The organism is Halospeciosus flavus (assembly GCF_029814175.1).
Lineage (GTDB): Archaea > Halobacteriota > Halobacteria > Halobacteriales > Halobacteriaceae > Halospeciosus > Halospeciosus flavus.
On sequence record NZ_CP122312.1, the window covers coordinates 3,082,810 to 3,106,791 of the forward strand.

The following is a 23,982-nucleotide window of genomic DNA, read 5'->3' on the forward strand; positions in this document are numbered from 1 at the left end:
CTACGGGCGGTTCTTCGACGGGTCGTGGTCCGCGTCGCTGCGTCGCGGCGGCCGAACGAAGCAAGGGGCTTTAGGCCGGAACCGCACTACAGAGAAGTAGTGAAGACACTCGACATGGAGGACGACCGCATCACGACCGGGTGTGACGCGCTCGACGACCTCCTCGGCGGCGGGTTCGAGCGGGGGACGGTGACCCAGCTCTACGGTCCACCGGGTGCGGGCAAGACGAACGTCGCGCTCTCGGCGAGCGTGGAGGTCGCCGCCGACGAGGGGACCGCCGTCTACGTCGACACCGAGGGCCTCTCCGTCGAACGCTTCCGGCAGGTACTGGAGGCGACCGCCGACGACCCCGCGGCGGCCGCCGAACGCATCGTCGTCTCGGAGGCCCACGACTTCGAGGAGCAGGCCGAGGCGGTCCGCGACGTCGCGGAGTTCGCCGAGCGTGCGGACCTCGTCGTCCTCGACAGCGCGACCGGCTTCTACCGACTCGAACGCGGCAGCGACACTCGGGGCGGCGACTCCCTCCGTCGCATCGCCGACCAGATCACCCACCTCCTCTCGCTCGCACGCAAACACGACCTCGCCATCGTCGTCACCAACCAGGTGTACACCGACCCCGACTCGGAGTCGGGTCGCGCGCGCCCGCTCGGCGGCCACACCCTCGAACACTGGACGGGGACGGTCGTCCGACTAGAGCGGTTCCGGGGCGACAAGCGCCGCGCCACGCTGGAGAAACACCGCGCGAAACCGACCGGCGACCACGCGCAGTTCGAGATCACCGACGCGGGTATCGAGAGCGTCGACGAGCATCGCTGAGTCGTCCACCGCCCACGACCGGCCGACTTTTCACCGTCACACCCCTACGAACGCGTATGTCCCCACTCGCAGCCCTCGCGTCGTCGATGCCGCTCGGTCTCGGCCCGGACGTCTGGGTGCTCCTGGGAGCGGCCGGCTGTCTGGGTATCCTCGGCTACATCGGCTACATGTTCTCGAAACTGATGAACGACGCGTAGACGCGGTGCTCGTCGAGTGTCGAGAGACGTCTATCGCGTACGGGGAACAGTACCCGCGAGGCGTCTCTCACGCCAACGCGGCCCGACGTCGAGAACGACCGCCGCAGGGACGTCGGGAAGTAAGTCCCTAGAGTTCGCCGAGTTTGCGGAGGAGCTGTCCGCGGTACTCTTCGTCGGCGTTGACGCCCTTCAGTTCGAGCGTGTTGCGTTCGAGGAGGTCGAGCGCCTGGTAGAAGGCGTTGTCCCCGCCGTAGCCCTCGCCCGTGCCGGCGACCTGACCCTTGTTGGTACGCAGGCGGATCTGACACATGATGAGCGGCGTGCCACGGAGTTTCTCCTTGTGCTGGTGGAACCGGACGTGCGCGTGGCGCACGTGCATGTCGCTGTACTTGTCGACGATCTCCTGGATGCCCTCGTGGATGTCCTCACGGGAGAGGGTGTCGAGGAGGTCGATGTCCGTGATCTGGATGTCCATGTGCTCCTCCTCGGTGTAGGAGAGCGCACGGAGCACGTCGGTCTTGGTGAGGATGCCGCCGACGACGCGGTCGTCGTCCTCGGGCGTGACGACGAGGCCGGCGTAATCGTTTTCGAGCATCTTGCGGACCGCGCTCTCGACGGTGTCGTCGGGGGAGATGGTCTCGACCGGACTCGACATCACGTCGTACACCGGGAGGTCGAGCATGCGCTCGATCTCGCCGCGGCGGTCCCCGCGGGTCGTCTTCTGGATGTCGCGGGTGACGAAGTTGACGATGTCGTGGGTCGTCACGACGCCCGTGAGGAAGCCCTCGTCGTCGACGACCGGGAGCCGCGAGATGCCGTGCTCGCGCAGTCGGTTGATGACCGTCCCGAGGTTGTCGTCCTCGTCGATGGTGACGACGTTCGCGGTGTAGATCTGCTCGACGGTCAGCGCGTCGAGGTTGTCGAGGACCGCTTCGAGGATGTGGTCCTCCGTGACGATGCCCCAGAGTTCGCCTTCTTCGAAGACCGGCGCGACCTTCGTCCCGCCCTCGACGAGTTTCCGCGCGACGTCGCGGACGTTCTCGGTTCGCTGGAGTTTGGGCGCGCCGTGGCCCTCGGGATTGGTCAGCGAGACCGCGCGCGTATCGTCCTCGATGTGGGAGCTGAGGAGTTGCTTCTGCGTGATGACGCCCTCGTACTCGGCGCCGCCCGCTCGAGTGACGATGACCCCTTTGGGGTTCTCCTCTTCGAAGAGGGCACGGACTTTCCCCATCCGTTCCTCGGCGTCGACCTCGACGTAGTCCTGCGTGGCGATATCGGAGATATCCATAGGCTCTACTTCGGAGCGAGGTTCGCACGTGCCTTGAAGGTTGTTGCAGAGACACCCACACGACCGGCCAATCGCAACCGATATTCGCCTCGGCGTGGTACTCCAACCCATGGGAGACCCGGCCTGCTACCGCGACTACTGTCCCGAGTGTGACCTCGAAGTCACCATCGTCGACGGCGAGTGTCCCGAGTGCGGGGCCGACCTCTCCGAGACGTAGCCGCTCGCACGAGTCGTGTGAACACGAAGCGAAAACACTTTTTCACTGCACGGTTTAGGTGCGCCTAAGATGCGCGACGACAGACCCACGCGTCGACGGTCGACCCTCTGGAGCGGAATCTTCCTCGGACTCTTCAGCGGTCGCGGCACCGCCGAGGACGACGGCCGCGAGTAGGACGCACCGAGACGGTCTCGACGGTCGAGGAGATTTCGCTACGACGGAGCGATTCGGTGGCACTCACGCCGCCGCGGGTAGTGGATGCGAAGCGCCTCGTGGAGCTATTCGGTGTAGGAGTAGTCGGTCGGGGCAGATTCAACCCCAGCCACTCCGCTCGCTTCGCTCCCGAGTTCGAACTGCCCTTCTGCACGAGCTCGCCTCTCACGAGAGTAGTCGACGCAAAAGTTAGTTGGTCGGGGCGGATTTGAACCCCACTCACAAATCAGAGATTTGCTCGCTGGTTCAGAATCCGCCGACCACACGACGAACGGACGTCTCACTGTCGTTCGTCGTTGCGGTTCGTCAGAAGTGGGTCGGGGCGGATTTGAACCGTGCCGAGACGTGCTCACTCCGTTGCGCGCGACTCGTCGGGTTCGAACCGCCCCTCCACGCGAATTCACGCCTCACGAAAGCAGTTCGGCGCAAAAGTTAGTGGGTCGGGGCGGATTTGAACCGCCGGCCTCCTCCATGTCAAGGAGGTGTCATAGCCAGACTAGACCACCGACCCGGGCGAACTCGTCGCGACGTGGAAACCTGATGGGTCGGGGCGGATTTGAACCGCCGGCCTCCTCCATGTCAAGGAGGTGTCATAGCCAGACTAGACCACCGACCCGCACTGGCTTCCACTCGCGAACGCATTACTCCGTAGCCGGCGGGTACAATTGAAGGTTTCGAATCGCCGGTCGCTCGACCACCGCTGAACGGGCTTCCGTCCGGAGTCGTGTGGGGTCCGGGCGCCGACGGCGTGCTACCAGCTCGCACGTCCGCGACAGAGTTAAGTTATTGTACAGACTTGTACATCGTAAGCCACAACCGAACATCGGTGGTCCATCATGCAGGAATACATCGAACGCGTAACCGACGGCGAGGACCTGACGCTCGAAGAGGCACGGGAAGCGGCGACCGCCGTCTTCGACGGCGCGACCGAGGCGCAGATCGGTGCGCTCCTCGCCGCGCTCCGCGCGAAGGGCGAGACCGAGACCGAGATCGCCGGCTTCGCGCAGGGGATGCGCGACGCCGCGCGCACCATCGACCCCGACCGTAGCCCACTCGTGGACACCTGCGGGACCGGCGGCGACGACTACAACACCATCAACGTCTCCACGACGAGCGCCATCGTCGCGGCCGGCGCGGGCGTCCCGGTCGCCAAGCACGGCAACTACTCGGTGTCGTCCTCTTCGGGGAGCGCCGACGTGCTGGAGGTCGCCGGCGCCGACGTCGAGGCCGAACCGCCGAAGGTCGAAGCGGAGATCGAGCGCGACGGCATCGGCTTCATGCTCGCACCGGTCTTCCACCCCGCGATGAAGGCCGTCATCGGCCCGCGCAAGGAACTCGGCATGCGAACCGTCTTCAACGTCCTCGGCCCGCTCACGAACCCCGCCGGTGCGGACGCCCAGATCGTCGGCGTCTACGACCCCGACCTCGTCCCGGTCCTCGCGCGCGCCCTCGCACACATGGACGTCGAGCGCGCCCTCGTCGTCCACGGCTCCGGCCTCGACGAGATCACCATCCACGACGAGACGGTCGTCGCCGAAGTGACCGGCGACGAGATCGAGGAGTACACCCTCACGCCCGAGGACATCGGTCTCGAGCGCGCCGACATCGCCGAGGTGGCGGGCGGCGAACCCGAAGAGAACGCCCGCGACCTCCGCGGCATCGTCGAGGGTGACGTGACCGGCCCGAAACGCGACATCATCCTCGCGAACGCGGGCGCGGCCATCTACGTCGCCGGCGAGGCCGACTCCATCGAGGCGGGTGCCGAGCGCGCCCGCGAGGCCATCGAGTCCGGCGCCGCCGCGGCCAAGTTCCAGGCGCTGGCCGGCGAGGAGAACCCCGAAATCGGCGTCGTGGACGACAACTGATGGCGCGCGCGAAAATCTGCGGACTCACCCGCGAGGCAGACGTCGCGGCCGCCGTCGACGCCGGTGCGGACGCCCTCGGCTTCCTCGTCGACGTCCCCGTCGACTCGCCACGCGAAATCTCGCCCGCGCGGGCGGCCGACCTCGTCGACGCCGTCCCGCCGTTCGTCACCACCGTCCTCGTGACGATGCCCGAGACGCCCGAGCGCGCAGTCGACCTCGTCGAACGGACGGGCGTCGACGCCGTTCAGGTCCACGGCGACTTCGCCGCCACCGACCTCGCGAGCCTCGTCGCCCGTGTCGAGGCGCGCGTCCTCAAAACCGTCGACGCGGCCAACCCCGAACGCGCCCGCCGCTACAACGGCATCGCCGACGCCCTGCTCGTCGACTCCACCGACGCCTCGGGCGCGGGCGGCACGGGCCGTACCCACGACTGGGACGTGACCGCCGACCTCGTTCGCGAGGTCGACGCGCCGGTCGTCCTCGCCGGCGGCCTCACCGCCGAGAACGTCGCCGAGGCCGTCCGCACGGTCGACCCGTTCGCCGTCGACGTCGCGTCGGGCGTGGAGTCCGAGGGCGGCGTGAAAGACCACACCGCCGTCCGGCAGTTCGTCTCGCGGGCGGCACACCCCGAGGACCCACACGAGGTGAGCCAGGTATGATGGACCGCGACACCTTCCGCGAACACGCCGAGTCGACCGACGGACCGGCCGTCCTCCGCGTCGAGGCAACCGTCGACGTCCCCGTCTCGCCGCTGGCCGCGTACGCCGCGCTGGCCGACGGCGAGCACTCCTTCCTGCTGGAGAGCGCGCACAAGACCGCCGCGAGCGACCCCGCCGGCGCCTTCCGGCCCGCCACCGAGGCCGAAGAGCGCCACGCCCGCTTCTCCTTCGTCGGCTACGACCCCGACGCGCTCGTCACCGTCGACGGCGACGGGACGTCGGTCGAACGCCTCGCGGACACCCGCGCCGCACGTGCCGCCACGTCGGGCGACGCGACCGGCGGCGACGAGAGCGACGTCCTCGACGCCCTCCGCAGTGCGCTCCCCGACGCCGAGCGGCGCGGCTTCCCCGAACACGACCGTCAACTCCTCGACGGCGGCCTCGTCGGCTTCCTCGCCTACGACGCCGTCTACGACCTCTGGCTCGAAGAGGTGGGCGTCGAACGCCCCGACACGCCGCTCCCCGACGCGCAGTTCGTCCTCAACACGAAGACGCTCGTCTTCGACAGCAGCGAGGACGCCGTCACGCTCGTCCAGACGCCCGTCGTCGCTCCCGAAGACGACCCCGACGCGGTCTACGACGACCTCCGCGAGGAGATCGAGCGCGTCCGGTCGACGCTCCTCGACGCCGCGGAACCCGACACCGACGGCTTCGAGAAGGTCGCCGAGCGCGCCGGCCCGAAAGACGAGTACGAGGACGCCGTCCGCACCGCCAAGCAGGCGGTCCTCGACGGCGAGATCTACCAGGGCGTCATCTCGCGGACGCGCGAACTGGAGGGGGACCTCGACCCGCTCGGCCTCTACGAGTCGCTGCGCGAGGTGAACCCCTCGCCGTACATGTACGTCCTCCGTAACGGCGACCGCACCGTGGTCGGCGCCTCGCCCGAGACCCTCGTCTCGGTCCGGGGGACGGAGGTGCTCAACAACCCCATCGCGGGAACCTGTCCGCGTGGGAGTAGCCCGGTCGAGGACCGCCGACTCGCGGGCGAGATGCTCGCCGACGAGAAGGAACGCGCCGAGCACACGATGCTCGTCGACCTCTCACGCAACGACGTCCGGCGCGTCTCCGAACCAGGGAGCGTCCGCGTCCCGGAGTTCATGCGCGTGCTGAAGTACAGCCACGTCCAGCACATCGAGTCGACGGTCACGGGTACGCTCGCCGACGAGTACGACGCCTTCGACGCCGTGCGTGCCTCGTTCCCCGCGGGCACCCTCTCGGGCGCGCCGAAGGTCCGCGCGATGGAACTCATCGACGACCTCGAACGCACACCCAGGGGGATCTACGGCGGCGGCGTCGGCTACTTCTCGTGGACGGGCGACGCCGACTTCGCCATCGTGATTCGGACCGCGACGGTCGAGCACGCGGCGCCGCGCACCGCGGGACGAGCGAGCGGCGACAGCCGCGAGCAGGGCGAGTACGATACCGTTCGCGTCCGCGCGGGTGCGGGCGTCGTCGCCGACTCCGACCCCGAGTCCGAGTACGAGGAGACCGAGAAGAAGATGGGTGGTGTCCTCGACGCACTCGAACGCATCACCCACGACGAGGCCACCGAGGCCACGGAGGTAGAGCAATGACCGTCACGTTCGTCGACAACTTCGACTCGTTCACGTACAACCTCGTCGAGTACGTCTCCGAACAGGGCCACGAGACGGACGTGCTGAAGAACACGGCGTCACTCGACGAGATCCGGGCCACCGACCCCGACGCCATCGTCGTCAGTCCGGGACCGGGCCACCCGAAGAACGACCGGGACGTCGGCGTCACCCGCGACGTCCTCCACGAACTCAGCCCCGAGGTCCCGACACTCGGCGTCTGTCTCGGCATGGAGGCCGCCGTCTACGAGTTCGGCGGCACCGTCGGCCACGCACCCGAACCGGTCCACGGGAAGGCCTACCCGGTCGACCACGACGGCGAGGGCGTCTACGCCGGCCTCCCGCAGGGCTTCCAGGCCGGTCGCTACCACTCGCTGATTTGCACGGAGATCCCCGACTGCTTCGACGTCACGGCGACGACAGAACACGAGGACTCCGACGGTAGCGTCGAACTGGCAATGGGCGTCCGCCACGAAGAGTACCCCCTGGAGTGCGTCCAGTTTCACCCCGAGAGCGTCCTGACGGCGGTCGGCCACGACGTCGTCGGAAACTTCCTTGCAGGCGTCTGAGCGTCCGCGAAGTGCACCTCAACGTTCTTCCCCGCGGCGGTCCACGCTCACGGCGTGAACGAATCGACCGTCGCCGGACTCGTCCTCCTCGTGACCGGTCTCCTCGTCGCTGGACTCGGCTTCCTCGTCAGATACCGCGGGCGGACCGACCTCCTCACCGCATTCTCGCAGCGCGCGGCCGACGACCCCGCCGCGTTCGGCCGTGTCACGGGATTGCTCGCCATCCTCTACGGCGCGTTCGTCGCGGCCGTCGGCGTGGCGACCGCCGTCCTCCAACTCTCGGAGTCGGCGACCGGCGGCCCAGTCGTCGCGGTGACGGTGGTAGTCGCGCTGCTCTTCGCGTACGCACACTGGCGGTACTGAGGAGGAGAGTCGAGAGCCGGTCGGGTCGCGCGCTACGGCAGGAAGTTGCTCACGAGCCAGAGGAGGCCGATGACGACGGCCGCGATGGTGACGATCTTCCACGCGACGCTCAAGATGAAGCGCCCGACGAAGATGACGACGCCGATGGCGACGACCGCGATCAGCAGCCGCGTGAGGTCGAACCCCGCGAGTTGCAGGGGTTGGAGGGCGAGCGCCGGCGCGAGCGTCGAGAGTGTCGCGAGCATACCGAACGCGACGGCCGGAACCGACTAAAGAATGGGGGCCGGCTTCAGAAGCCGTGGCCGTCGCCGTCGTCCATCCGTGCCGCGGGGTCCTGCTGGTCGTCGACCGTCTGCGAGAAGAGGTCGTCGGACTCCATCGTCGTGTCGCTCCCGCCGGTGTCGAAGGCCGACATCCCCAGCGTGAGGAGTTCCTCGACGGCCTGCTCGCGGTTGACGAAGTCGCCCTGTCCGACGAGGCGCTCGATATCGCTGTCGATACGGTCCGAGAGGTTCGTCTCGATTTTGGACATACACTCCGTCGGCGGTTCGAAGGTATGAGGGTTGTGGTGGTCGGTGTCCGCGACGGCGTCGGCCGTCGTGCGGTCGGCGATCTTTCGCTCCCCGACGTCGATACCGCGTCTACATCTCGACAACTCGGGAACGCGTCGTCACTCCCACCCGAGGCCCTCGGGACTCGCGGGCGGGTCGAGCGGACTCGACGGCAGGTCTCCAGTGGGTTCGGGACGGTTGTAGTCGCTGGGCGCGACGTCGTTGGGCGCGTCGGGGTAGCACAGCGAGGCGAGCGTGTGGAGGTGCTGGCGGCCCACGGCGAGTTCGAACTGCCCGCCACCGTACAGGTCGATGCCCTCGCCCTCGCAGTAGTCGAGGAAGTCGAACAGCGACTCCACCGTGCCGAACCGGGAGGGCTTCACGTTCAGGATTTCGGGTTCCCACGGGAGGTCTCGGACGCTCTCGACGCCGGTGATCGGGTAGTCCCACGAGACGCGCGCTTCGTGCCCGCGGAGGATCTCACGCGTCTCGTCGGTGAGCCTCGGGTCCTCGACGATCGCGTCCGGGAACCCCTCGACGATACGCTCGTAGAGGTCGGGGTCGGCCGGGTTGTCGACGTCCGTGCCCTCGTACTGCCCCTTCAGGTCGAGGATTCGGACGGCGCCGGTCTCGGCCAACTCGGCGACGAGGTCGTCGTCCCAGTCGGGCGTCGGGTCGAGTTTGAACTCCAGGGTTGGGTCGACGTCGCGCCACTCGTGGACGCGCTCGGCCGTGGGTGAGCCGTCCTCCCCTTCCGGTAGCCGCGTGCTCACGACGAAGCGGACGGGGTCGTACTCCCGCCCGAGGACGTCGCCGAGGTCCGCGCCCTCCAGCCGGAGTGCGAGGTCCAGTGCGGCGCTCTCGAACGCCCACCGGCGGTAGTGACGACTCGTCTCGCGTTCGGGTGGTTCCGGCCAGAGGTCCACCTCGTCGAGGCGCTCGGAGAACGTCTGGAGCGTGAACTCCCCCTTCAAGTGGGGGAACTCCGGGGCGGTCTCGACCAGCGCCTCGTGGTCCTCGGCGTCGTAGGTCACGTCCTCGCCGCGGCCGACGACGCCGTCGCCGTGGAGTTCGACGACCGTGCTCACGCGCTCGAACCCGCTGGAGGTGTCCATGCGGTGCTGTACGAGGTCGACCGAATCGACGACGAGTGGCAGTTCCTTCACCCGGTCGTAGAACGTCATCGACTCGTGGTTGGGTGCCCGACGACTTGAGCGTCGGGGCGGGGCGGCCGGGACGTGGCCGGGACGTGACCGGCCACCTACCCGGAGAGGTCGAACAACTCGGCGGCCTGCTCCATGTCCTTGTCGCCGCGTCCGGAGAGGTTCACGACGATGGTGTCGTGTTCGTCCGCGAGGTCCTCGGCGAGGGTGACGGCGTGACTCGACTCCAGCGCGGGGATGATGCCCTCGGTCTCGGAGAGAGCACGGAAGGCCGCGAGCGCCTCGTCGTCGGTGACGGCGCGGTAGTCACACCGTCCGACCTCACGGAACATCGCGTGTTCCGGGCCGACGCCGGGGTAGTCGAGTCCCGCCGAGATCGAGTGGACCTGCGTCTCCTCGCCGACGACGCGGGTCTTCATGCCGTGGAGGACGTCCTCCTCGCCCTCGGCGAGCGGTGCGGCGTGCCGACCGGAGCCTTCGCCCTCGCCACCGCCCTCGGCGCCGTAGAAGGGGACGTCGTCGTCGCGGAAGGCGTGGAAGAGTCCGATGGCGTTCGACCCACCGCCGACGCAGGCCACGCAGGCGTCGGGCAACCCGCCCAACTGGTCGAGCGCCTGCTCGCGGGCCTCCTCGCCGATGACCGACTGGAACTCCCGGACCATCCGCGGGAAGGGGTCGGGACCGACGGCCGACCCGACGAGGTAGTGGGTGTCGTCGACGTTCGTCGCGAGGTCTTCGAGCGCGGCGTCGACGGCGTCGGCGAGTCCCGCGTCGCCCCGCGTCACCTCGTTGACCGTCGCGCCCATCAGGCGCATCCGGAAGACGTTCATCTTCTGTCGCTCGACGTCCTTCTTCCCCATGTAGATCTCCGTCTCCAGGCCGAACAGCGCGCCCACCATCGCCGTCGCGACGCCGTGCTGTCCGGCGCCGGTCTCGGCGATGAGGCGGTCCTTGCCGGCCTTCGACGCGAGGAGCGCTTGCCCGACGGCGTTGTTGATCTTGTGGGCGCCGCCGTGGAGGAGGTCCTCGCGTTTCAGGTAGACGTCCGCGCCGTAGCGTTCGCTCAGGTTCTCGGCGTGGTAGAGCGGCGTCGGCCGCCCGGCGTACGATTCGAGGATGTCGCGGAACTCCGCGCGAAACTCCGGGGTCTGTGCCACCTCGTCGAACGCCGCCGCGAGTTCGTCGAGCGGTTCTTCGAGCATCTCGGGGACGAAGCGGCCACCGAACTGGCCGAACTCGCCCGCCTCTCCGTCGTCGCTCATCGTCACGTGGTACTGGCTCACAGTGGTACATATCGCTGTCGGCGACGCGAAAGTGAAAACCCGAACACGAGGCGAATCAAAACCGTCCGAACACCTCCACTTTCACTCCGGTTTGCCGGGGTTGATTATCTGGCCACACGTAGGGACGTACCACGCCGAACGGGGGCACAGAACGGGACGGATGTGACCCGCAACTACTATGGCCGGGCCCGCAGTAAACCATGTTCGTCCACTCACTGCCCCTCTACCACCAACCATGAATTTCGAAACAACACCTACGGCCGCCCACGAGCGGAGGGATAGTCGATGAGCAGCCACGACCTCTCCGCGGGCGATCTCGACCTGCCCATCAAGCGCGTCGACGGCGAGACGCTCGAGGACCGTCTCACCGCGAACGCGTACAACAACATCCTCCCCGCACGCTACCTCAAGAAGAACAGCGACGGCGAACTCGTCGAGAGTCAGGAAGACCTCTTCGAGCGCGTCGCGAAGAACATCGCGCTCGCCGAGGCCGTCTACGAGGCCGAGAACGAGGACGTCGAGGTCCTCGTCTCGCCCGACCAGCTCAAGCCCGACCACCCGCGTCGCGACGAACTCGCGACCGAGGTCTTCGGCGAGGACGTCTCCGTCGGCGACGACGTCGAGACCGAACTCACCGAGGAGAACGTCAACAAGTTCGCCTACGACACGGTCGTCCCGGAACTCCCCGACGAAATCCGCACGCACGTCGAGGACGTCGCCACCGAGTTCCAGGACATGATGGAGCACCTCTCCTTCATGCCGAACTCGCCGACGCTCATGAACGCCGGCGACGAACTCCAGCAGCTCTCGGCGTGTTTCGTCGACTCGCCCGCCGACGACCTCACCGACATCCACCAGACCGCCAAGGAAGCCGCGGAAGTCTTCCAGTCCGGCGGCGGGATGGGCTACGCCTTCTGGCAACTCCGCCCGTTCGGTGACGCGGTCGGCTCCACCGGCGGCATCGCCTCCGGTCCCATGACGTTCATGGAGACGTTCGACCAGATGTGCGAGACCATCGCCCAGGGTGGCGCCCGCCGCGGCGCCCAGATGGGCGTCATGCGCGTCTCCCACCCGGACGTCATTGAGTTCATCCACGCGAAGAACAAGGACGTCTCGCTCGCACAGACGCTCAAGCTCAACGACCCCGACGACTACACGTACACCTCCTTCTCCGAAGCCCTCGAAGAGGCCCGCGAACTCATCGACGAGGACGGCAAGGTGCCCAAGCACCTCCGCAACGCCGTCGAGGGCCACCTCTCGAACTTCAACATCTCCGTCGGCATCACCGACGACTTCATGGAGGCCGTGAAGAACGACGAGGAGTACACCTTCACCAACCCCCGGACGGGCGAACCCCACGTCGCCACCGAGGAGACGAAGGAGATGTACTCCCGCTACGGGCTCGGCGAGCACGTCGAACCCGGTGAGGAACTCTCCATCCCCGCCGACCTCGTCTGGGAGCGTATCGTCGAGGGCGCCCACGAGAACGGCGAACCCGGCGTCGTCTACCTCGAACGCATCAACAAGCGCCACTCCTTCGACGTCGAGGAGCACCCCGAGCACCGCATCCTCGCGACGAACCCCTGTGGCGAGCAGCCCCTCGAGGAGTACGAGGCGTGTAACCTCGGCCACATCAACCTGAGCACGCTCGCGGATTTCGACGCGCCCGACTGGCGCGTCTGGTACGACGAGCACGGCGACGAGTACGACGACCTCGACGCCGCGGTCGACGCCTTCCTCGAGGAGGCCATCGACTTCGAGGAGTTCGACCACCGCATCGAGATGGGGACGCGCTTCCTCGAGAACGTCGTCACGATGTCGGACTTCCCGGTCGAGAAGATCGCCGAGAAGGTCGCCGAGATGCGCAAGATCGGCCTCGGCGTCATGGGCCTGGCCCAGCTCTACGTCCAACTCGGTCTCCAGTACGGTTCCGACCCCGCCAACGAGGTCGCCCGCAAGCTCATGACCCACATCAACCACGGGTCGAAGGCGGCCTCCCACGAACTCGCCGAGGAGCGTGGCTCCTTCGACGAGTGGGACAAGTCCAAGTACGCGAACCCGACGCAGTACCCCGACTGGTTCGAGCACCACACGGGCGAGGACCCCACGGACTGGGAGGACGGCTACCCCATCCGCAACCACAACACGACCACCATCGCCCCCACGGGGACGACCTCGATGGTCGGCAACACGACCGGTGGCTGTGAGCCCATCTACAACGTCGCCTACTACAAGAACGTCTCCGACGACGTCCAGGGCGACGAGATGCTCGTCGAGTTCGACGACTACTTCCTCCGTGTGCTGGAGGAGAACGACATCGACGTCGAGACCGTCCAGGAAGAGGCGAAGAGTCAGATGGCCAACAACGAGTTCGACGGCATCGAGGGCCTGAGCACGGTCCCGAACGCCATCGCCGAACTGTTCGTCGTCACCGAGGACCTCTCCGCGAAGCAGCACGCGGCGGTCCAGACGGCGTGTCAGGCCGGCGTCGACTCCGCCATCTCGAAGACGGTCAACGCGCCGAACGACTCCACGCTCGACGACGCGAAGGAAGTCTTCGAGTACATCTACGACAACGGTGGCAAGGGCGTCACCTACTACCGCGACGGCACCCGCTCGAAGCAGGTGCTGACGACGCGTGCCGACAACGCCGACTTCGCGGACGAGGACGAGGCCGCCGAGGTCATGCTCGACCAGATCCAGGACATCTTCGGCGACCTCGAGAGCTTCCTCGAGAGCGAAGAAGTCCGCGAGGCCGTCGGCGAGGACGTCGAGGACGTCGTCGAGCTCGACTTCGAGCCCGAGGGCGCGAAGAAGCGCCCCCGTCCGGACGTCCTCCACGGCGTCACCCAGCGCATCGACACCGGCTACGGCAAGCTCTACGTCAACATCAACGAGGACGAGCAGGGCCGGCCGTTCGAACTCTTCGCCAACATCGGCAACTCCGGTGGCTTCACCGCCTCCTTCACAGAGTCGCTCGCGAAGACCGTCTCGACGGCGCTCCGCGCGGGCGTCGACCCCGAGGAGATCGCCGACGAACTGCAGGGCATCCGTAGCCCGAAGGTCGCCTGGGACAAGGGCGAGCAGATCAACTCCATCCCGGACGCCATCGGGACGGCGATGCGTCGCTACCTCGACGGCGAACTCGACCGCCAGTACCCCCAGCAGCAGAACCTGACGGAACTGGAGAAAGAAGAGGCCGAGGCCGAGGCGGCGGACGCCGACGACGCGCCCGAGGCCGTCGAACTCGACGGCGGCGCGGCCGCCGCGAGTCCGAACGCCGACGCCCAGGAGTCCCCCGAGGCCCAGCAGGACGCCACGCAGGAACTCCTCGACGCCGGCGAACTCCCCGAGTGTCCCGACTGTGGGTCGATGGACCTCTACTACTCCGAGGGTTGCAAGACCTGTCAGGGGTGTGGCTGGTCCGAGTGTAGCTAACGACGGCTACCCGACGCTCTCCTCTCCGCTCTATCTCTCTTTCGTTCTCGACGCCGAGTAGTGACGGAGACACGAACGAATAAGGGCAAGCGACTTGCCACTCGCCGACGTCGTTCTGGACATGAGCGGAGCCGACGAGTCCGACGGGGCGAGCGACGAGCAGGGTGGGCGGCCGTGTCCGATGTGCGAGACGCCGATGTACAAGCGTCACTGCAAGTACGTCTGCCCGCAACACGGGGTCGTATACGACTGTTCGGACGTTTTCTGGACGTCGTAGCCGCACACGGATTCCCGTCACTCGGTCGCCGGCCGACGCCACTCCTGCCACAGTTTCCACGCCGGTCCCGCGAGTAGCGCTAGCCCGGCGACCGCGATGGCGACGGCGAGTCGCCAGTCGACCTCGGCGGCGCCGAGGACGAACCTGTCGAGTGAACTGCCGAGGAGGACGGCGGCGACGGTCCACGGGAGTTCGCCGACGGCCGTCCCGAGGACGAACGCCCAGACGGGGACGCGGGCGACGCCGGCGGCCCCGGAGATGGCCTCGGCGGGCGTCGGGACGAGACGGGCCGCGACGACGCCGCGGAGGTCGCCGACGGCTTGGAAGTAGCGTCGACTCCCGCCGCGGAGTCGCGACAGCCAGCGTCCCTCAAAGTCGAGGTAGCGGGCCGCCGTGTAGGGGATCAGACTCGTCGCGACGGCGCCGAACAGCGCGAGCGGGAGACCGACCCAGAACCCGTAGCGGAAGCCGACGAGCACGGAGAGGATCGTGATGGGCCACCCGAGGAACGGACGGGCGAGGTAGAGGGCGACGAGGACGACGGGGAACCACGGACTGGCGAGGACGTCGCGGACGATCGGGAAGACGCGCTCCGGGCGGAGGACGAGGGCGACCCCGAAGAGCACGAGGAGGGAGAGTCCGGCGACGAGACGTCGACGTGAGTGCGACACGACCCCCCGTAAGCGAGCGCTCGGCATAGACCCTGTGGGACGTGGCGACCCGTTCGCTCTCGCCGTGAGAGGGGAGAGGGACAGGGTTAACCGCCTGCTGGCCGTTCTCTGAGCTATGTCCGACCGCGAGATGGTCGAACTCGGCGTCGAACTCCTCTCGAAACTCGAACACGAGGAGTTGAGCGTCGCCGAGGCCGTCGACCGTATCGAGACGGTCACGACCCACCCGGGGCGGACCCGACAGATCCTCGAGGCCGCGGAAGCCCGGGGAATCATCGAGCGAGAGGGGAGTCGCGTCCGGCCCACCACGAGCGGGTACGTGGAGTTCGAGCGAGACGTGTTCACGAAAGAGGGCGAGTTCTCCTGTGAGCGCTGTGGCTGTGGACTCTCGACGGGTTACTTCATCGACCTCGACAACGGCGAAATCGGCCCGTTCGGTTCCTCGTGTATCCGGAAGGTCACCGGTCGCGAGTGACGTCGAGGAGCGACTCGATTTGTTCTCGTTGGCGTTCGAGCAGTTCCTGTTGTCGTTGGACGGTCTCGTGGAGAGCGTCGAGTTCGGCCCGGAGCGCCTCGCGGTCGAGCGGTGCTTCGTCGTCGAGTCCGGACTCGACTCCGCCACCGACCGAGTCGGTCGACGCAGTCGGAGACTCCGAGTGCGTCTCCCCGGACGGTTCGGTCCGGGAGTCGGCTGTCGACGCTCGTTTCGGCTCCGACGCTGACTCCGACTCCAACTCCGGTTCCGGCTCTGGTTCGACCGTCGACGCGTCCGTCGTCCCGGCTGTTTCGTCCGTCCCAGAGTCCTCGCCGGCGGTGGACGAGCCGATGGGTTCGAGAGCGCTCTCCCGGAAGCCGTCGTCGTTCGACTCTGCCCGGTGTTCGACCCCGCTGGCGTCGACTTCGCGTTCGGTGGCGCCGGCCTCGGTCTCGACACCGGATCTGACGTCGGTCTCACCCTCGCGCTCGTCTTCGTCGAGCCCGACTTCCCGGCGGAACTCCTCGGACGTCCGAACGCCGTGGAAGGCGAACAGCGCGTCTTCGACGGCTTCGCGGACCGCCCGGAACTGGTCAGAGGGGACCTTGATGCGCTCGATTCGGCGGTCGGTCGTCAACACGAGTTGGGAGGCCACGCTCCCCTCCTCGACGTCGACGTCTCGGACGGACTCGAAGGGAATCTCCTCGTAGTCGACGTTCCAGACGGCCGTGCCGACGTGCTTGACGAGTCGGTCGCTGACGACGACGAGTGTGAGTTCGCTGAATCGGTAGACCTGCTCGACCGTCTCGTCGTCCCGAACGACGTCCCGGGCGTTCAGCACGCCTGCGAGGAGGGTGTCGAGGACGGCGTCCACGCGGGAGGACGGGACGGTGAACGTCTCGGTCCCGTCGAGTCCGTAGTCGAGCGATACCGTCGACTTCCGTCGGCCTTCGGACAGTTCGATGCGTTCGGCCGTGAGGGAGTACGACGCGACGAACTCGTCGCTGAGCAGGCCTTCGGAGCCGTAGACGAGTATCCGCGTCGGCGTGGCGAAGACGGCGTCTTCGCCCTTCAGCGGCACGTGGGCGACCACGCGCTCGCCGTCGAGTTCGGTCTCCACGGCTTCGGGTACGTCCATACGTTCGTCTACGCGCACGGCGGTATAAACGTAGGTATCCCCGCGCCGGTGGCGCGGCGTCGGAGTCGGCGTTGACGTCGGTGCCGACGCCGTGGCTCTGTCCCCCGCACCCGACGGAGATGGGAACCGTTAAGAGTGCCAACTGCCTACCCGATAATGAGCCCGGGTGGCTTAGCTGGACATAGCGCCGCACTCATAGGGCAACGAGCTTCGGTGCGGCATTTCCAGGCACACCCGCCTTGGAAGCTTCGCTCCCACGAGGACCGCCGAGCCTCGTACCTGGGACATGCGGAGATCGAGGGTTCGGAGCCCTCCCCGGGCATTTTCACAGACGTCGCGAACGCCTGTGAGCGACTGCTGTGTGAAAATGCCCGGGTGACGGAGAACCCGGAGGCTCGACGCGAGTGCAACGAGCGTCGAGCAGGGAGCGAAGCGAACGGACGTGAGCGGAGTGACCGTGGTTCGGAGCCCGGTAGGCTGGCGTTGGGAAAATTACTTGATGGAAATCGTGGCTGAGTCGACGATGGAGTTGGAGGGCTTGTGTATGATCGTGATTTCGTACTCACCATCTGGGAGTTCTGCATCAGCAGACCGTGCTTCCTGTACTACGAGTGTTTCACCGACGGTGAAGTCTGCACTCTTGTTGAAGGACTGGTCTGTTGGGTACGCAATGTAAGTTGAACTGTATTTCAGGTCACCACCCTCATCATTTGGCCCCTCCTCGAAGCCAGATAAAGTCAGATCTGTATCCACATATTTGGGACCCCCATCCTTTTTCAATACGATCTTTAGATTTTTCAACTGGAGCTTGTCCCCACCTCTGTGTTCTATCTGTAGAACCTTTTCTCCATTAGCTGTTCTATCATCGTCATCACCGATGAAATCTACCTTTTCATCTGCGTCTGCCACCTCCATCGTCACCTGCGGCGCCGGCTGGATCAGCTCGTCGCCGACGCCCATCACGAACGCGCCGACGACGGCGGCGAGCGTGACCGTGATGGCGACCATCAGTATGACACCGACGACGGGCGATACGGCGCGGTCCGAGTCGAGTGAGTCTGGTAACATGCTGGGGGAGTGGCGCCCGCGTCTGCGGAGTGGGGTCGGGACTCCGAGCGCAGGTCGTGCTTGGACATGTCTATTATCCTTGGACTTATTAATTTATCTGCCTATCGCGTGCAACATACTCTACACGCACTTCTATCGAGGTCGGTCAGGTGCTGGCCCACCACCACCCGAGTTGTCGTTACAAACGACAAAGAGACTGACCATAACGCTGGCGGCCGTGGTGGGGAGAATCGGACGATACTGCCGAGAACGGAGGGCGAGCGGCAGAAACTCGTGGTGTCGTCGGGCCGGCGGTCCGCGAGTCGGTCGGCGAGGAAGTCGGGAGTCGCGTCGACGACCGGCCGGTGATCGAGACGAGTCCGGCGGCCGCGTCTGCTCAGGCCCGCCCGAGTTGTGGGTCGGCAGCGTCGTGACTCGCCTGCCAGTCGTCGAACTTCTGGTCGACGAGGTCCTCGACGAGGCGGTCGATGTCGGTGTCGGCGGTGTAGAACTCGCCGAAGAGTCGCATCACGTCCTCGGCGACGTCGTGGGCCTCGCCGAGCGTCTCGACGAGCGCGACGTCGTGGGTCGTCGTGTCCGTTCCCTCGCCGTGGCGCAACTCGATGCGGTAGCCTCGCTCGTCGTCGGCGATGCGGGGCGGGACGCGGCCCGGCGCGAGCACCAACCAAACGTTCAGGTCGCGGTGTTCGTACTCGACGACGGCGTGGGGGTCGTACTTCCGCGCGACGTCCTCTGAGAAGTCGGGGTCGTCGCGTCGCCAGTTCGGCGGGACACGTAACTCGTCCTGCATGTCCGATGCTTCCGCCGGACGGTACAAACCGCTCACGGCCGGCGTGTCCGAGACCGCCGGCCGCGCCACCGGTGGACGTCCGCCCGCCGTCCGCTACTCGTCCGCCAATCGTCTGCTCCGTGGCCGACGCCGAAGCGACGAACGCCGACTGAAGCGAAGCCACGAGAGTGGTCGATAAAACGTATCGAGCGCTTTCGGCGTGTTTTGAAACGTCTGTAGGGATAGCCTACCGTGCGTGAAACGTGGTGAAAACGAGACGAGGGTCGCACCGTTATATGGCGGGTGCCCACGTAGGCAGAGACAGGTCCGTACCATGTCCAGTCCCTCCACTTCAACCACCTTCTCTTCCCGCGTCGAGTCCGTCAGACAACACGCGCCGTCCGTCCCGCTCACCGCCCTCCGACGGTCGATTCAGGCGGTCGCCTTCTGGACGGGCGTCGCGCTCCCCTTCCTCTACGTTCCGCTGGCGCTCGCCGGACTCCACTCTCCGTCGGCGGTCGTTGCCTGTCTCTCCCTGGTCGCCCTGCACGCCGTCACGCTCTTCGTCGGTCGGAACCACCACGCCGGCGATTGATATCCTCCCCGCGCTAAAGCGCGAGGGTTCCTCCGTTGGAGATTCGGCTACCGACCCACGGAGGCAACTTGCGGGTTTGTGCGCACTTCTTTGGGACTTTCGTGAGGGTGTGGTTTCCCCGACCAGTTGTGGTCGTCCCACTCGAATCGCACGGGCCGTGCCATCGGCCTGACTTCCGTATCGCTATTTTCTCGAAGGAACGTCTCTGACGCCGTGAGGTCGGCGTGCCCTTCGAAGCCACACGGACACGTCAGCGTATCCTCGTGGCGAACCGTCTCCTCGTGGTCGCCACACTCGGGACATGTCTGACTCGTCCACGCTTCCGACTCAACTTCGAGACTGATGCCGTACTCCTCACAGACGCACGCGAGGCGGTGGATGAACTTCTTGAACGCCCAGAAGTTGTGCGTCTTCTCGTTCACCCTGACCGACCAGTGCGTTTCCAGCACGTCGGTCAAATAACCCACGTACACCGTCGCCACGCCCTCGTCGTACAGCCGTTCGACGAGGTCGCGCACCAGCGCGTTCTGTGCGTGGTCACGGCGCTTCGTCCGCTGCCGGTACAGCCGTCGAATCCGATTCGAGGAGTAGCGTCCTTCTCGGAGTTTCGTCTGTAGGCGGGCGATCTCGTCGGTCGTCTCGCGGAACCGTCCGAACAACTCCCATCCGTCGTAGAGGTACTGGTTCCCAGTAGTCGTGGAACAGGCGACGAGATTGTTTGCGCCAACGTCGAGGGCGGCTTCGTGAGAAGCCAGTGGTGAATCCAGTCGAGAATCAGGTACGGTGACTGGTTGGAAAGCCCTGAACGCGTCGCTCACCTCGTCGTACTCAAGTTCCAGACGACCGTGTTTGCCGTCCCACTTCGGGTTGCCTCGGACTTCGAGGCGGAGTCGTTCGTGGTAGCCGAGTCCGTATTCATCTTTCAGTTCTTGCCCAACAGGAATTTCGAGACGGCTACGCTTGCCCCACTCAATCGTGTACTGGTTGTTGCGGATGTAGGTGCGGAGTTCGCGTCCGTCCTCCTCGTTGCCCCAGTACGACGGCGGGTTGGCGTCCTCGCCTTTCTCCTTGAGGGCAAAGAACGAGCGCCACGCTTCGCTGTTCTTGCGCGTGACCTGTTGAACAGTCGCGCTTCCGACGACACCGTTGTACTGTCCACGGTACTCGGAAGTGTCCCACACGTCACCGTCACCGAAGTAGTTCTGACGACGTTCGTAGGTGAGTTCGTTCCACAGAGAGGCGGAGGCGTCGAGTAGCCGTAGGAGGCACTCTTTGTCGTTCTCGGTCTGGGGGACGACCTCGAAGGTGTTGACGCGCTTCATGCGTCCTCACCCTCTTGTTCAGCGATGTACTGTTCGACAGCGCCCTTCGATGCGCTTCCCGCTGTTCCGACGTAGTACGAACGAGTCCACTTCACGCGGTCGTCGTACCGCTGATTGTACTTTCGCGCCGAGATGCCCTTGATCCAGTTGACGATGAGTGACGGGGCGTTCTTGGGTGGACTTCCGATGAACAGGTGTACGTGGTCGGGCATGACCTCGGACTCGGCCAGTTCGAGGCCCTTGTCTTCACAGATTTCCGCGAAGATGGCTTCGAGACGTTCCTTCGTCTTCCCCGTCAGGTGCGAACGCCGATCTTTCGGCACGAACACTATGTGGTAGTAGAGTTCGTATTTCGCGTGACGGGTACTCTTTACCATCTATGCATACTATCACGATCTGACGGCTTAAAGATTGGGTTGGAACCCCGTCTATGCCACCGTCAGCGGTTGAATACTGTTGGTCGGCTTCATCCCCGCCCTGAACAGTAGTTGCCGAACCTAGCTGAGACTCATCTTGATTCAGTTCCATTCTTCGGTATGGTCGAGACAACTGAGGCAAAACAAGTCTCTCGTGCTGCTTCGACACTCTTGTTCCCGGAACTGGAGTTTGATGTGAAACCATGCGGCAAGTACACGAGAGAGGATTTTCTCGAAATCCTCTCTCGTATCGCCTTCGACCAGGAATTCGCCAATACGGGCGGGAAGACACTTCAGTTGGATCGTAACGAGCAGGTAGACATCACGTCCACTGCTCGGAACTCACTCGCTAAATCGGTGCTCTACCACTTGCGAAATCTCTCGATGGACGCCATCAACGCACAGTTCGATGGCGTCCGAGACCGCCTATTCGAAGTCCTTCGATCACAACGGCGACTTCCCGCTCATGTCGACGTTGCCATCGACCTCCACGAATGGCGGTTCTACGGTTCAGCTGACACCGACCACGTGATAACGACGTATCCTGACTTGGGAACGAACAGAGCGTTTTGCTTTGCAACGCTCTGTATCGTTGCGCCACGCACTCGGTTCACTCTCGCTGTACTGCCGATGGACGCGAACGGCTTTCGCGCCAAGCGCGAAGCCGTTCGCTCCTTGATCGAAACTGCACGAGAGTACGTCTCGATTCGACACGTCTACCTTGATCGTGGCTTCTACCAAGTCCACGTCGTCGCAGAGTTAGAGGAGCTGGTATTGATTACATCGTCCGTGCACGCCCGAGTAGTGGAATGAAAGACCGTCTCAGCGCCGGTGCTGAGACGGTCGTCGATGCATACACGATGCAGCGAAACCGCAAACCCACAGCGTCGGTAGATGTCACGGTTTTCGCGGTTCCGCACCGTTCGAACGACGACGAGCACGTCTGGTTCGTGACGAGTTTGGACGTCGATGCTACAACAGCCAAAGCGTACGCGGCGGCGTTCCGCCGCCGCTGGGGGATAGAAACATCATATCGGCAGATCGGTGACTTCCTTCCGAGAACGTCGTCGCCGACGTTCTCGGTGCGGTTGTTCTACTTTCTGTTCGCCGTTTCGCTGTACAATTTGTGGATCCTCGCAAACATCCTTGTCAGTGGTAAGCACCAACCAGAGAAACCACCAATCTCGACGCCGATCTTTCAACGACTCATCTTGACAGACCACGGCTAAGCGAGCTGTTCAGTTTGACCGGGAAACCGGTTAGTGAGGGTTCTCTGGAGAGGTATCGCTCGGGAACGCCGTCGAAGCGGCGTTCCCTCGCTTGCTCCGAGCCTTACTGCGTGGAGAAAAGTCCCACTCGCTGCGATTCTGAAGTAAACACTGGCGTGATTGCTTCGATGAGAATCTGATTCGGCAACTACTGTGAAGGGCGAGGCTTTCGCCTCGAATTTTCCGTAACGACAACGGTTTGCCCGACAGGTCCCCATCCCGGGGTATGGACGTCGTCTCACTCGGACGCACGGGGACGAAAGTGAGCGAAGTCGCCTTCGGGACGTGGCGCTTCGGCCGCGAGAACGACGAGGGCGAGATCGAGATCGGCAAGGAGCGGGCCCACGAGTTACTCGACGCCTACGCCGAGACCGGCGGCCGGTTCGTCGACACCGCAGACATGTACGGCGACGGCCGCGCCGAGGCCTACGTCGGCGAGTGGCTGGCCGAGCGCGACCGCGACGACTTCGTGCTCGCCTCGAAGGTGTACTGGCCGACCCGCAGCGACGACCCGAACGGCCGCGGCCTCGGGCGCAAGCACCTCCGTCGGAGCATCGACGAGATGCTCGGTCGCCTCGGCACCGACTACCTCGACCTCCTCTACATCCACCGCTGGGACGACGAGACACCGGTCGAAGAGTTCATGCGGACGCTGAACGGCTTCGTCGAGGACGGCAAAGTCCACTACCTCGGCGCCTCCACCTTCGAGCCGAACGCCTGGAAGGTCGCGAAAGCGAACGAGATCGCCGCCCGCGAGGGGTACGAACCGTTCACGGTCACCCAACCCCGCTACAACGCGGTCAACCGCGAAGTGGAGGGGAACTACCTCGCGATGTGTCGAGACTACGACCTCGGCGTCGTCCCGTGGTCTCCGCTCGCCGGTGGCTTCCTCACCGGGAAGTACACCCGCGGCGAAGAACCGCCCGAGGGAACGCGGGGCGCGACCGACCAGCAGTTCGTCGACTCCTACCTCACCGAGGCGAACTTCGACGTGCTGGAGGTCGTCGAGGACGTCGCCGAAGAAGTCGGCGCCACGCCCGCCCAGGTGAGTCTCGCGTGGCTTCTCCACCACGAGCAGGTGACCGCACCCATCGTCGGCGCCCGCACACCCGACCAACTCCGCGAGACGCTCGCGGCGACCGACCTCACCATCTCCGAAGAGCAGTTCCAGCGGATCGCCGCCGCGAAGTAGCCTCCTGGTTCAGGCCTCGTAGACGTTCTCCGTGTACGATTCGCCCCCGATGGTCGTCTCTCCTTCGTCGACCCGTTCGAGTCCGAGCGAGCGGTAGAACTCGTTGCCGGGCGTGTTCTCCGCGAGTACCATCGCCCGCACCCGCTCGGCACCGCGGTCGACCAGCGCCTCGCGACCCTCCTCGAACAGCGTAGTCCCGACCTCCGCCTCGCGGTGCTCGGGGTGGACGTAGATGCGGAGGACGTGACCGACGTCGCCGTCGAGGAGTCCGTGGACGAATCCGACGACCGAACGGCCCTGGCTCGACTCCTCGCGTTCGGCGACGAGCAGGACGGTCCGGCCGTCGTCGACCGCCTCGTGGAGTCCGTCGGGTGCGTACCACTCGTCGACGCCCTCGTCGGCCCGCTCGCGACTCAGGATCGCCGGGTAGTCGATCTCCCACGACGCCTCGACGACGTCCCGGATCGCGTCCACGTCGCTCTCGTCCGCGGCTCTCACACGCATATAATGTGCTACG

General features: G+C 65.5%; 26 protein-coding genes and 3 tRNA genes. 15 read left to right on the forward strand and 14 right to left on the reverse strand.

The features are described from left to right. The first annotated feature begins 99 nt into the window (after positions 1 to 99). A complete protein-coding gene (gene radB / locus P0Y33_RS16375) occupies positions 100 to 816 on the forward strand; it encodes a DNA repair and recombination protein RadB (protein ID WP_382218194.1) in 717 nt (238 codons plus the stop codon). Between the two features lie 56 nt (positions 817 to 872). Continuing rightward, a complete protein-coding gene (locus P0Y33_RS16380) occupies positions 873 to 1,013 on the forward strand; it encodes a hypothetical protein (protein ID WP_279528456.1) in 141 nt (46 codons plus the stop codon). A 127-nt stretch (positions 1,014 to 1,140) separates the two neighbouring features. Here P0Y33_RS16380 and P0Y33_RS16385 read toward each other — a convergent pair whose 3' ends face one another. The 3 genes from P0Y33_RS16385 to P0Y33_RS16395 form a co-directional block, all read right to left on the reverse strand. Further along, complete coding sequence (locus P0Y33_RS16385) at positions 1,141 to 2,301, reverse strand: CBS domain-containing protein (protein ID WP_279528457.1); 1,161 nt, start codon at positions 2,299 to 2,301, stop codon at positions 1,141 to 1,143. Positions 2,302 to 3,167: 866 nt separating this feature from the next. Next, positions 3,168 to 3,242 (reverse strand) — tRNA-Val (locus tag P0Y33_RS16390). A gap of 30 nt (positions 3,243 to 3,272) precedes the next feature. Then, positions 3,273 to 3,347: transfer RNA gene (locus P0Y33_RS16395), tRNA-Val, on the reverse strand. Between the two features lie 220 nt (positions 3,348 to 3,567). Between P0Y33_RS16395 and trpD the strand changes: the two genes are divergently transcribed. The 5 genes from trpD to P0Y33_RS16420 are packed head-to-tail and all read left to right on the forward strand — an operon-like array spanning position 3,568 to position 7,839. Beyond that, positions 3,568 to 4,596 carry an anthranilate phosphoribosyltransferase gene (gene trpD / locus P0Y33_RS16400; protein WP_279528458.1) on the forward strand — a complete coding sequence of 343 codons (1,029 nt, stop codon included), beginning with the start codon at positions 3,568 to 3,570 and terminating at the stop codon, positions 4,594 to 4,596. Continuing rightward, positions 4,596 to 5,255, forward strand: coding sequence for a phosphoribosylanthranilate isomerase (locus P0Y33_RS16405; protein WP_279528459.1), 660 nt, complete (start codon positions 4,596 to 4,598; stop codon positions 5,253 to 5,255). Before trpD ends, P0Y33_RS16405 begins: the two co-directional genes overlap by 1 nt. Then, complete coding sequence (gene trpE / locus P0Y33_RS16410) at positions 5,255 to 6,889, forward strand: anthranilate synthase component I (RefSeq protein ID WP_279530132.1); 1,635 nt, start codon at positions 5,255 to 5,257, stop codon at positions 6,887 to 6,889. The genes P0Y33_RS16405 and trpE overlap by 1 nt, the downstream gene beginning before the upstream one ends. Continuing rightward, on the forward strand, positions 6,886 to 7,476 hold the full coding sequence (gene trpG, locus P0Y33_RS16415) for an anthranilate synthase component II (protein WP_279528460.1): 591 nt from the start codon (positions 6,886 to 6,888) through the stop codon (positions 7,474 to 7,476). The genes trpE and trpG overlap by 4 nt, the downstream gene beginning before the upstream one ends. Before the next feature lie 54 nt (positions 7,477 to 7,530). After that, positions 7,531 to 7,839: a hypothetical protein gene (locus P0Y33_RS16420; RefSeq protein WP_279528461.1), complete on the forward strand. Its 309-nt coding sequence runs from the start codon at positions 7,531 to 7,533 to the stop codon at positions 7,837 to 7,839. Between the two features lie 32 nt (positions 7,840 to 7,871). Here the strand turns inward: P0Y33_RS16420 and P0Y33_RS16425 are convergent, their stop codons facing one another. The 4 genes from P0Y33_RS16425 to trpB form a co-directional block, all read right to left on the reverse strand. Further along, positions 7,872 to 8,084, reverse strand: coding sequence for a hypothetical protein (locus tag P0Y33_RS16425; RefSeq protein ID WP_279528462.1), 213 nt, complete (start codon positions 8,082 to 8,084; stop codon positions 7,872 to 7,874). A 44-nt stretch (positions 8,085 to 8,128) separates the two neighbouring features. After that, positions 8,129 to 8,494, reverse strand: a complete 366-nt coding sequence (locus P0Y33_RS16430) for a DUF7120 family protein (RefSeq protein WP_279528463.1) — start codon at positions 8,492 to 8,494, stop codon at positions 8,129 to 8,131. 15 nt (positions 8,495 to 8,509) lie between these two features. Then, positions 8,510 to 9,574, reverse strand: coding sequence for an enolase-like domain-containing protein (locus P0Y33_RS16435; RefSeq protein WP_279528464.1), 1,065 nt, complete (start codon positions 9,572 to 9,574; stop codon positions 8,510 to 8,512). A 77-nt stretch (positions 9,575 to 9,651) separates the two neighbouring features. Next, positions 9,652 to 10,815 carry a tryptophan synthase subunit beta gene (gene trpB / locus P0Y33_RS16440; RefSeq protein ID WP_279528465.1) on the reverse strand — a complete coding sequence of 388 codons (1,164 nt, stop codon included), beginning with the start codon at positions 10,813 to 10,815 and terminating at the stop codon, positions 9,652 to 9,654. A 306-nt stretch (positions 10,816 to 11,121) separates the two neighbouring features. Here trpB and P0Y33_RS16445 point away from each other — a divergent pair, with 306 nt between their 5' ends. After that, on the forward strand, positions 11,122 to 14,274 hold the full coding sequence (locus P0Y33_RS16445) for an adenosylcobalamin-dependent ribonucleoside-diphosphate reductase (protein ID WP_279528466.1): 3,153 nt from the start codon (positions 11,122 to 11,124) through the stop codon (positions 14,272 to 14,274). Between the two features lie 121 nt (positions 14,275 to 14,395). Next, on the forward strand, positions 14,396 to 14,551 hold the full coding sequence (locus P0Y33_RS16450) for an HVO_2523 family zinc finger protein (RefSeq protein WP_279528467.1): 156 nt from the start codon (positions 14,396 to 14,398) through the stop codon (positions 14,549 to 14,551). Between the two features lie 17 nt (positions 14,552 to 14,568). Here P0Y33_RS16450 and P0Y33_RS16455 read toward each other — a convergent pair whose 3' ends face one another. After that, positions 14,569 to 15,222, reverse strand: coding sequence for a TVP38/TMEM64 family protein (locus tag P0Y33_RS16455; protein ID WP_279528468.1), 654 nt, complete (start codon positions 15,220 to 15,222; stop codon positions 14,569 to 14,571). 115 nt (positions 15,223 to 15,337) lie between these two features. Between P0Y33_RS16455 and P0Y33_RS16460 the strand changes: the two genes are divergently transcribed. Further along, positions 15,338 to 15,697, forward strand: a complete 360-nt coding sequence (locus P0Y33_RS16460; RefSeq protein WP_279528469.1) for a DUF5830 family protein — start codon at positions 15,338 to 15,340, stop codon at positions 15,695 to 15,697. On the opposite strand, the gene P0Y33_RS16465 is transcribed toward P0Y33_RS16460, so the two are convergent. After that, entirely contained in the window at positions 15,681 to 16,835 is a 1,155-nt protein-coding gene (locus P0Y33_RS16465; RefSeq protein ID WP_279528470.1) for a DUF7115 domain-containing protein, read from the reverse strand. The genes P0Y33_RS16460 and P0Y33_RS16465 overlap by 17 nt on opposite strands. A gap of 160 nt (positions 16,836 to 16,995) precedes the next feature. Between P0Y33_RS16465 and P0Y33_RS16470 the strand changes: the two genes are divergently transcribed. Then, positions 16,996 to 17,157 (forward strand) — tRNA-Met (locus P0Y33_RS16470). Positions 17,158 to 17,327: 170 nt separating this feature from the next. Here P0Y33_RS16470 and P0Y33_RS16475 read toward each other — a convergent pair. Both P0Y33_RS16475 and P0Y33_RS16480 read right to left on the reverse strand, forming a co-directional pair. Further along, the gene (locus P0Y33_RS16475) at positions 17,328 to 17,843 is read right to left on the reverse strand and encodes a type IV pilin (RefSeq protein WP_382268752.1); all 516 of its coding nucleotides are present in this window, start codon (positions 17,841 to 17,843) and stop codon (positions 17,328 to 17,330) included. Positions 17,844 to 18,279: 436 nt separating this feature from the next. Next, entirely contained in the window at positions 18,280 to 18,693 is a 414-nt protein-coding gene (locus tag P0Y33_RS16480; RefSeq protein WP_279528472.1) for a hypothetical protein, read from the reverse strand. Positions 18,694 to 19,006: 313 nt separating this feature from the next. Between P0Y33_RS16480 and P0Y33_RS16485 the strand changes: the two genes are divergently transcribed. Next, entirely contained in the window at positions 19,007 to 19,267 is a 261-nt protein-coding gene (locus P0Y33_RS16485; protein WP_279528473.1) for a hypothetical protein, read from the forward strand. A 47-nt stretch (positions 19,268 to 19,314) separates the two neighbouring features. Here the strand turns inward: P0Y33_RS16485 and P0Y33_RS16490 are convergent, their stop codons facing one another. Both P0Y33_RS16490 and tnpA read right to left on the reverse strand, forming a co-directional pair. Further along, positions 19,315 to 20,589, reverse strand: a complete 1,275-nt coding sequence (locus P0Y33_RS16490; protein WP_279528474.1) for an RNA-guided endonuclease InsQ/TnpB family protein — start codon at positions 20,587 to 20,589, stop codon at positions 19,315 to 19,317. After that, on the reverse strand, positions 20,586 to 20,966 hold the full coding sequence (gene tnpA, locus P0Y33_RS16495; RefSeq protein WP_279528475.1) for an IS200/IS605 family transposase: 381 nt from the start codon (positions 20,964 to 20,966) through the stop codon (positions 20,586 to 20,588). The genes P0Y33_RS16490 and tnpA overlap by 4 nt, the downstream gene beginning before the upstream one ends. Before the next feature lie 159 nt (positions 20,967 to 21,125). Between tnpA and P0Y33_RS19245 the strand changes: the two genes are divergently transcribed. From P0Y33_RS19245 to P0Y33_RS16510, 3 genes are all read left to right on the forward strand, one after another. Further along, entirely contained in the window at positions 21,126 to 21,818 is a 693-nt protein-coding gene (locus P0Y33_RS19245) for a hypothetical protein (protein ID WP_279528476.1), read from the forward strand. Beyond that, positions 21,788 to 22,234, forward strand: a complete 447-nt coding sequence (locus tag P0Y33_RS19250; protein WP_279530094.1) for a hypothetical protein — start codon at positions 21,788 to 21,790, stop codon at positions 22,232 to 22,234. Before P0Y33_RS19245 ends, P0Y33_RS19250 begins: the two co-directional genes overlap by 31 nt. Positions 22,235 to 22,499: 265 nt before the next feature. Further along, positions 22,500 to 23,465 carry an aldo/keto reductase gene (locus tag P0Y33_RS16510; RefSeq protein WP_279528477.1) on the forward strand — a complete coding sequence of 322 codons (966 nt, stop codon included), beginning with the start codon at positions 22,500 to 22,502 and terminating at the stop codon, positions 23,463 to 23,465. Between the two features lie 9 nt (positions 23,466 to 23,474). On the opposite strand, the gene P0Y33_RS16515 is transcribed toward P0Y33_RS16510, so the two are convergent. Beyond that, on the reverse strand, positions 23,475 to 23,969 hold the full coding sequence (locus P0Y33_RS16515) for a GNAT family N-acetyltransferase (protein WP_279528478.1): 495 nt from the start codon (positions 23,967 to 23,969) through the stop codon (positions 23,475 to 23,477). Positions 23,970 to 23,982: the final 13 nt, after the last annotated feature.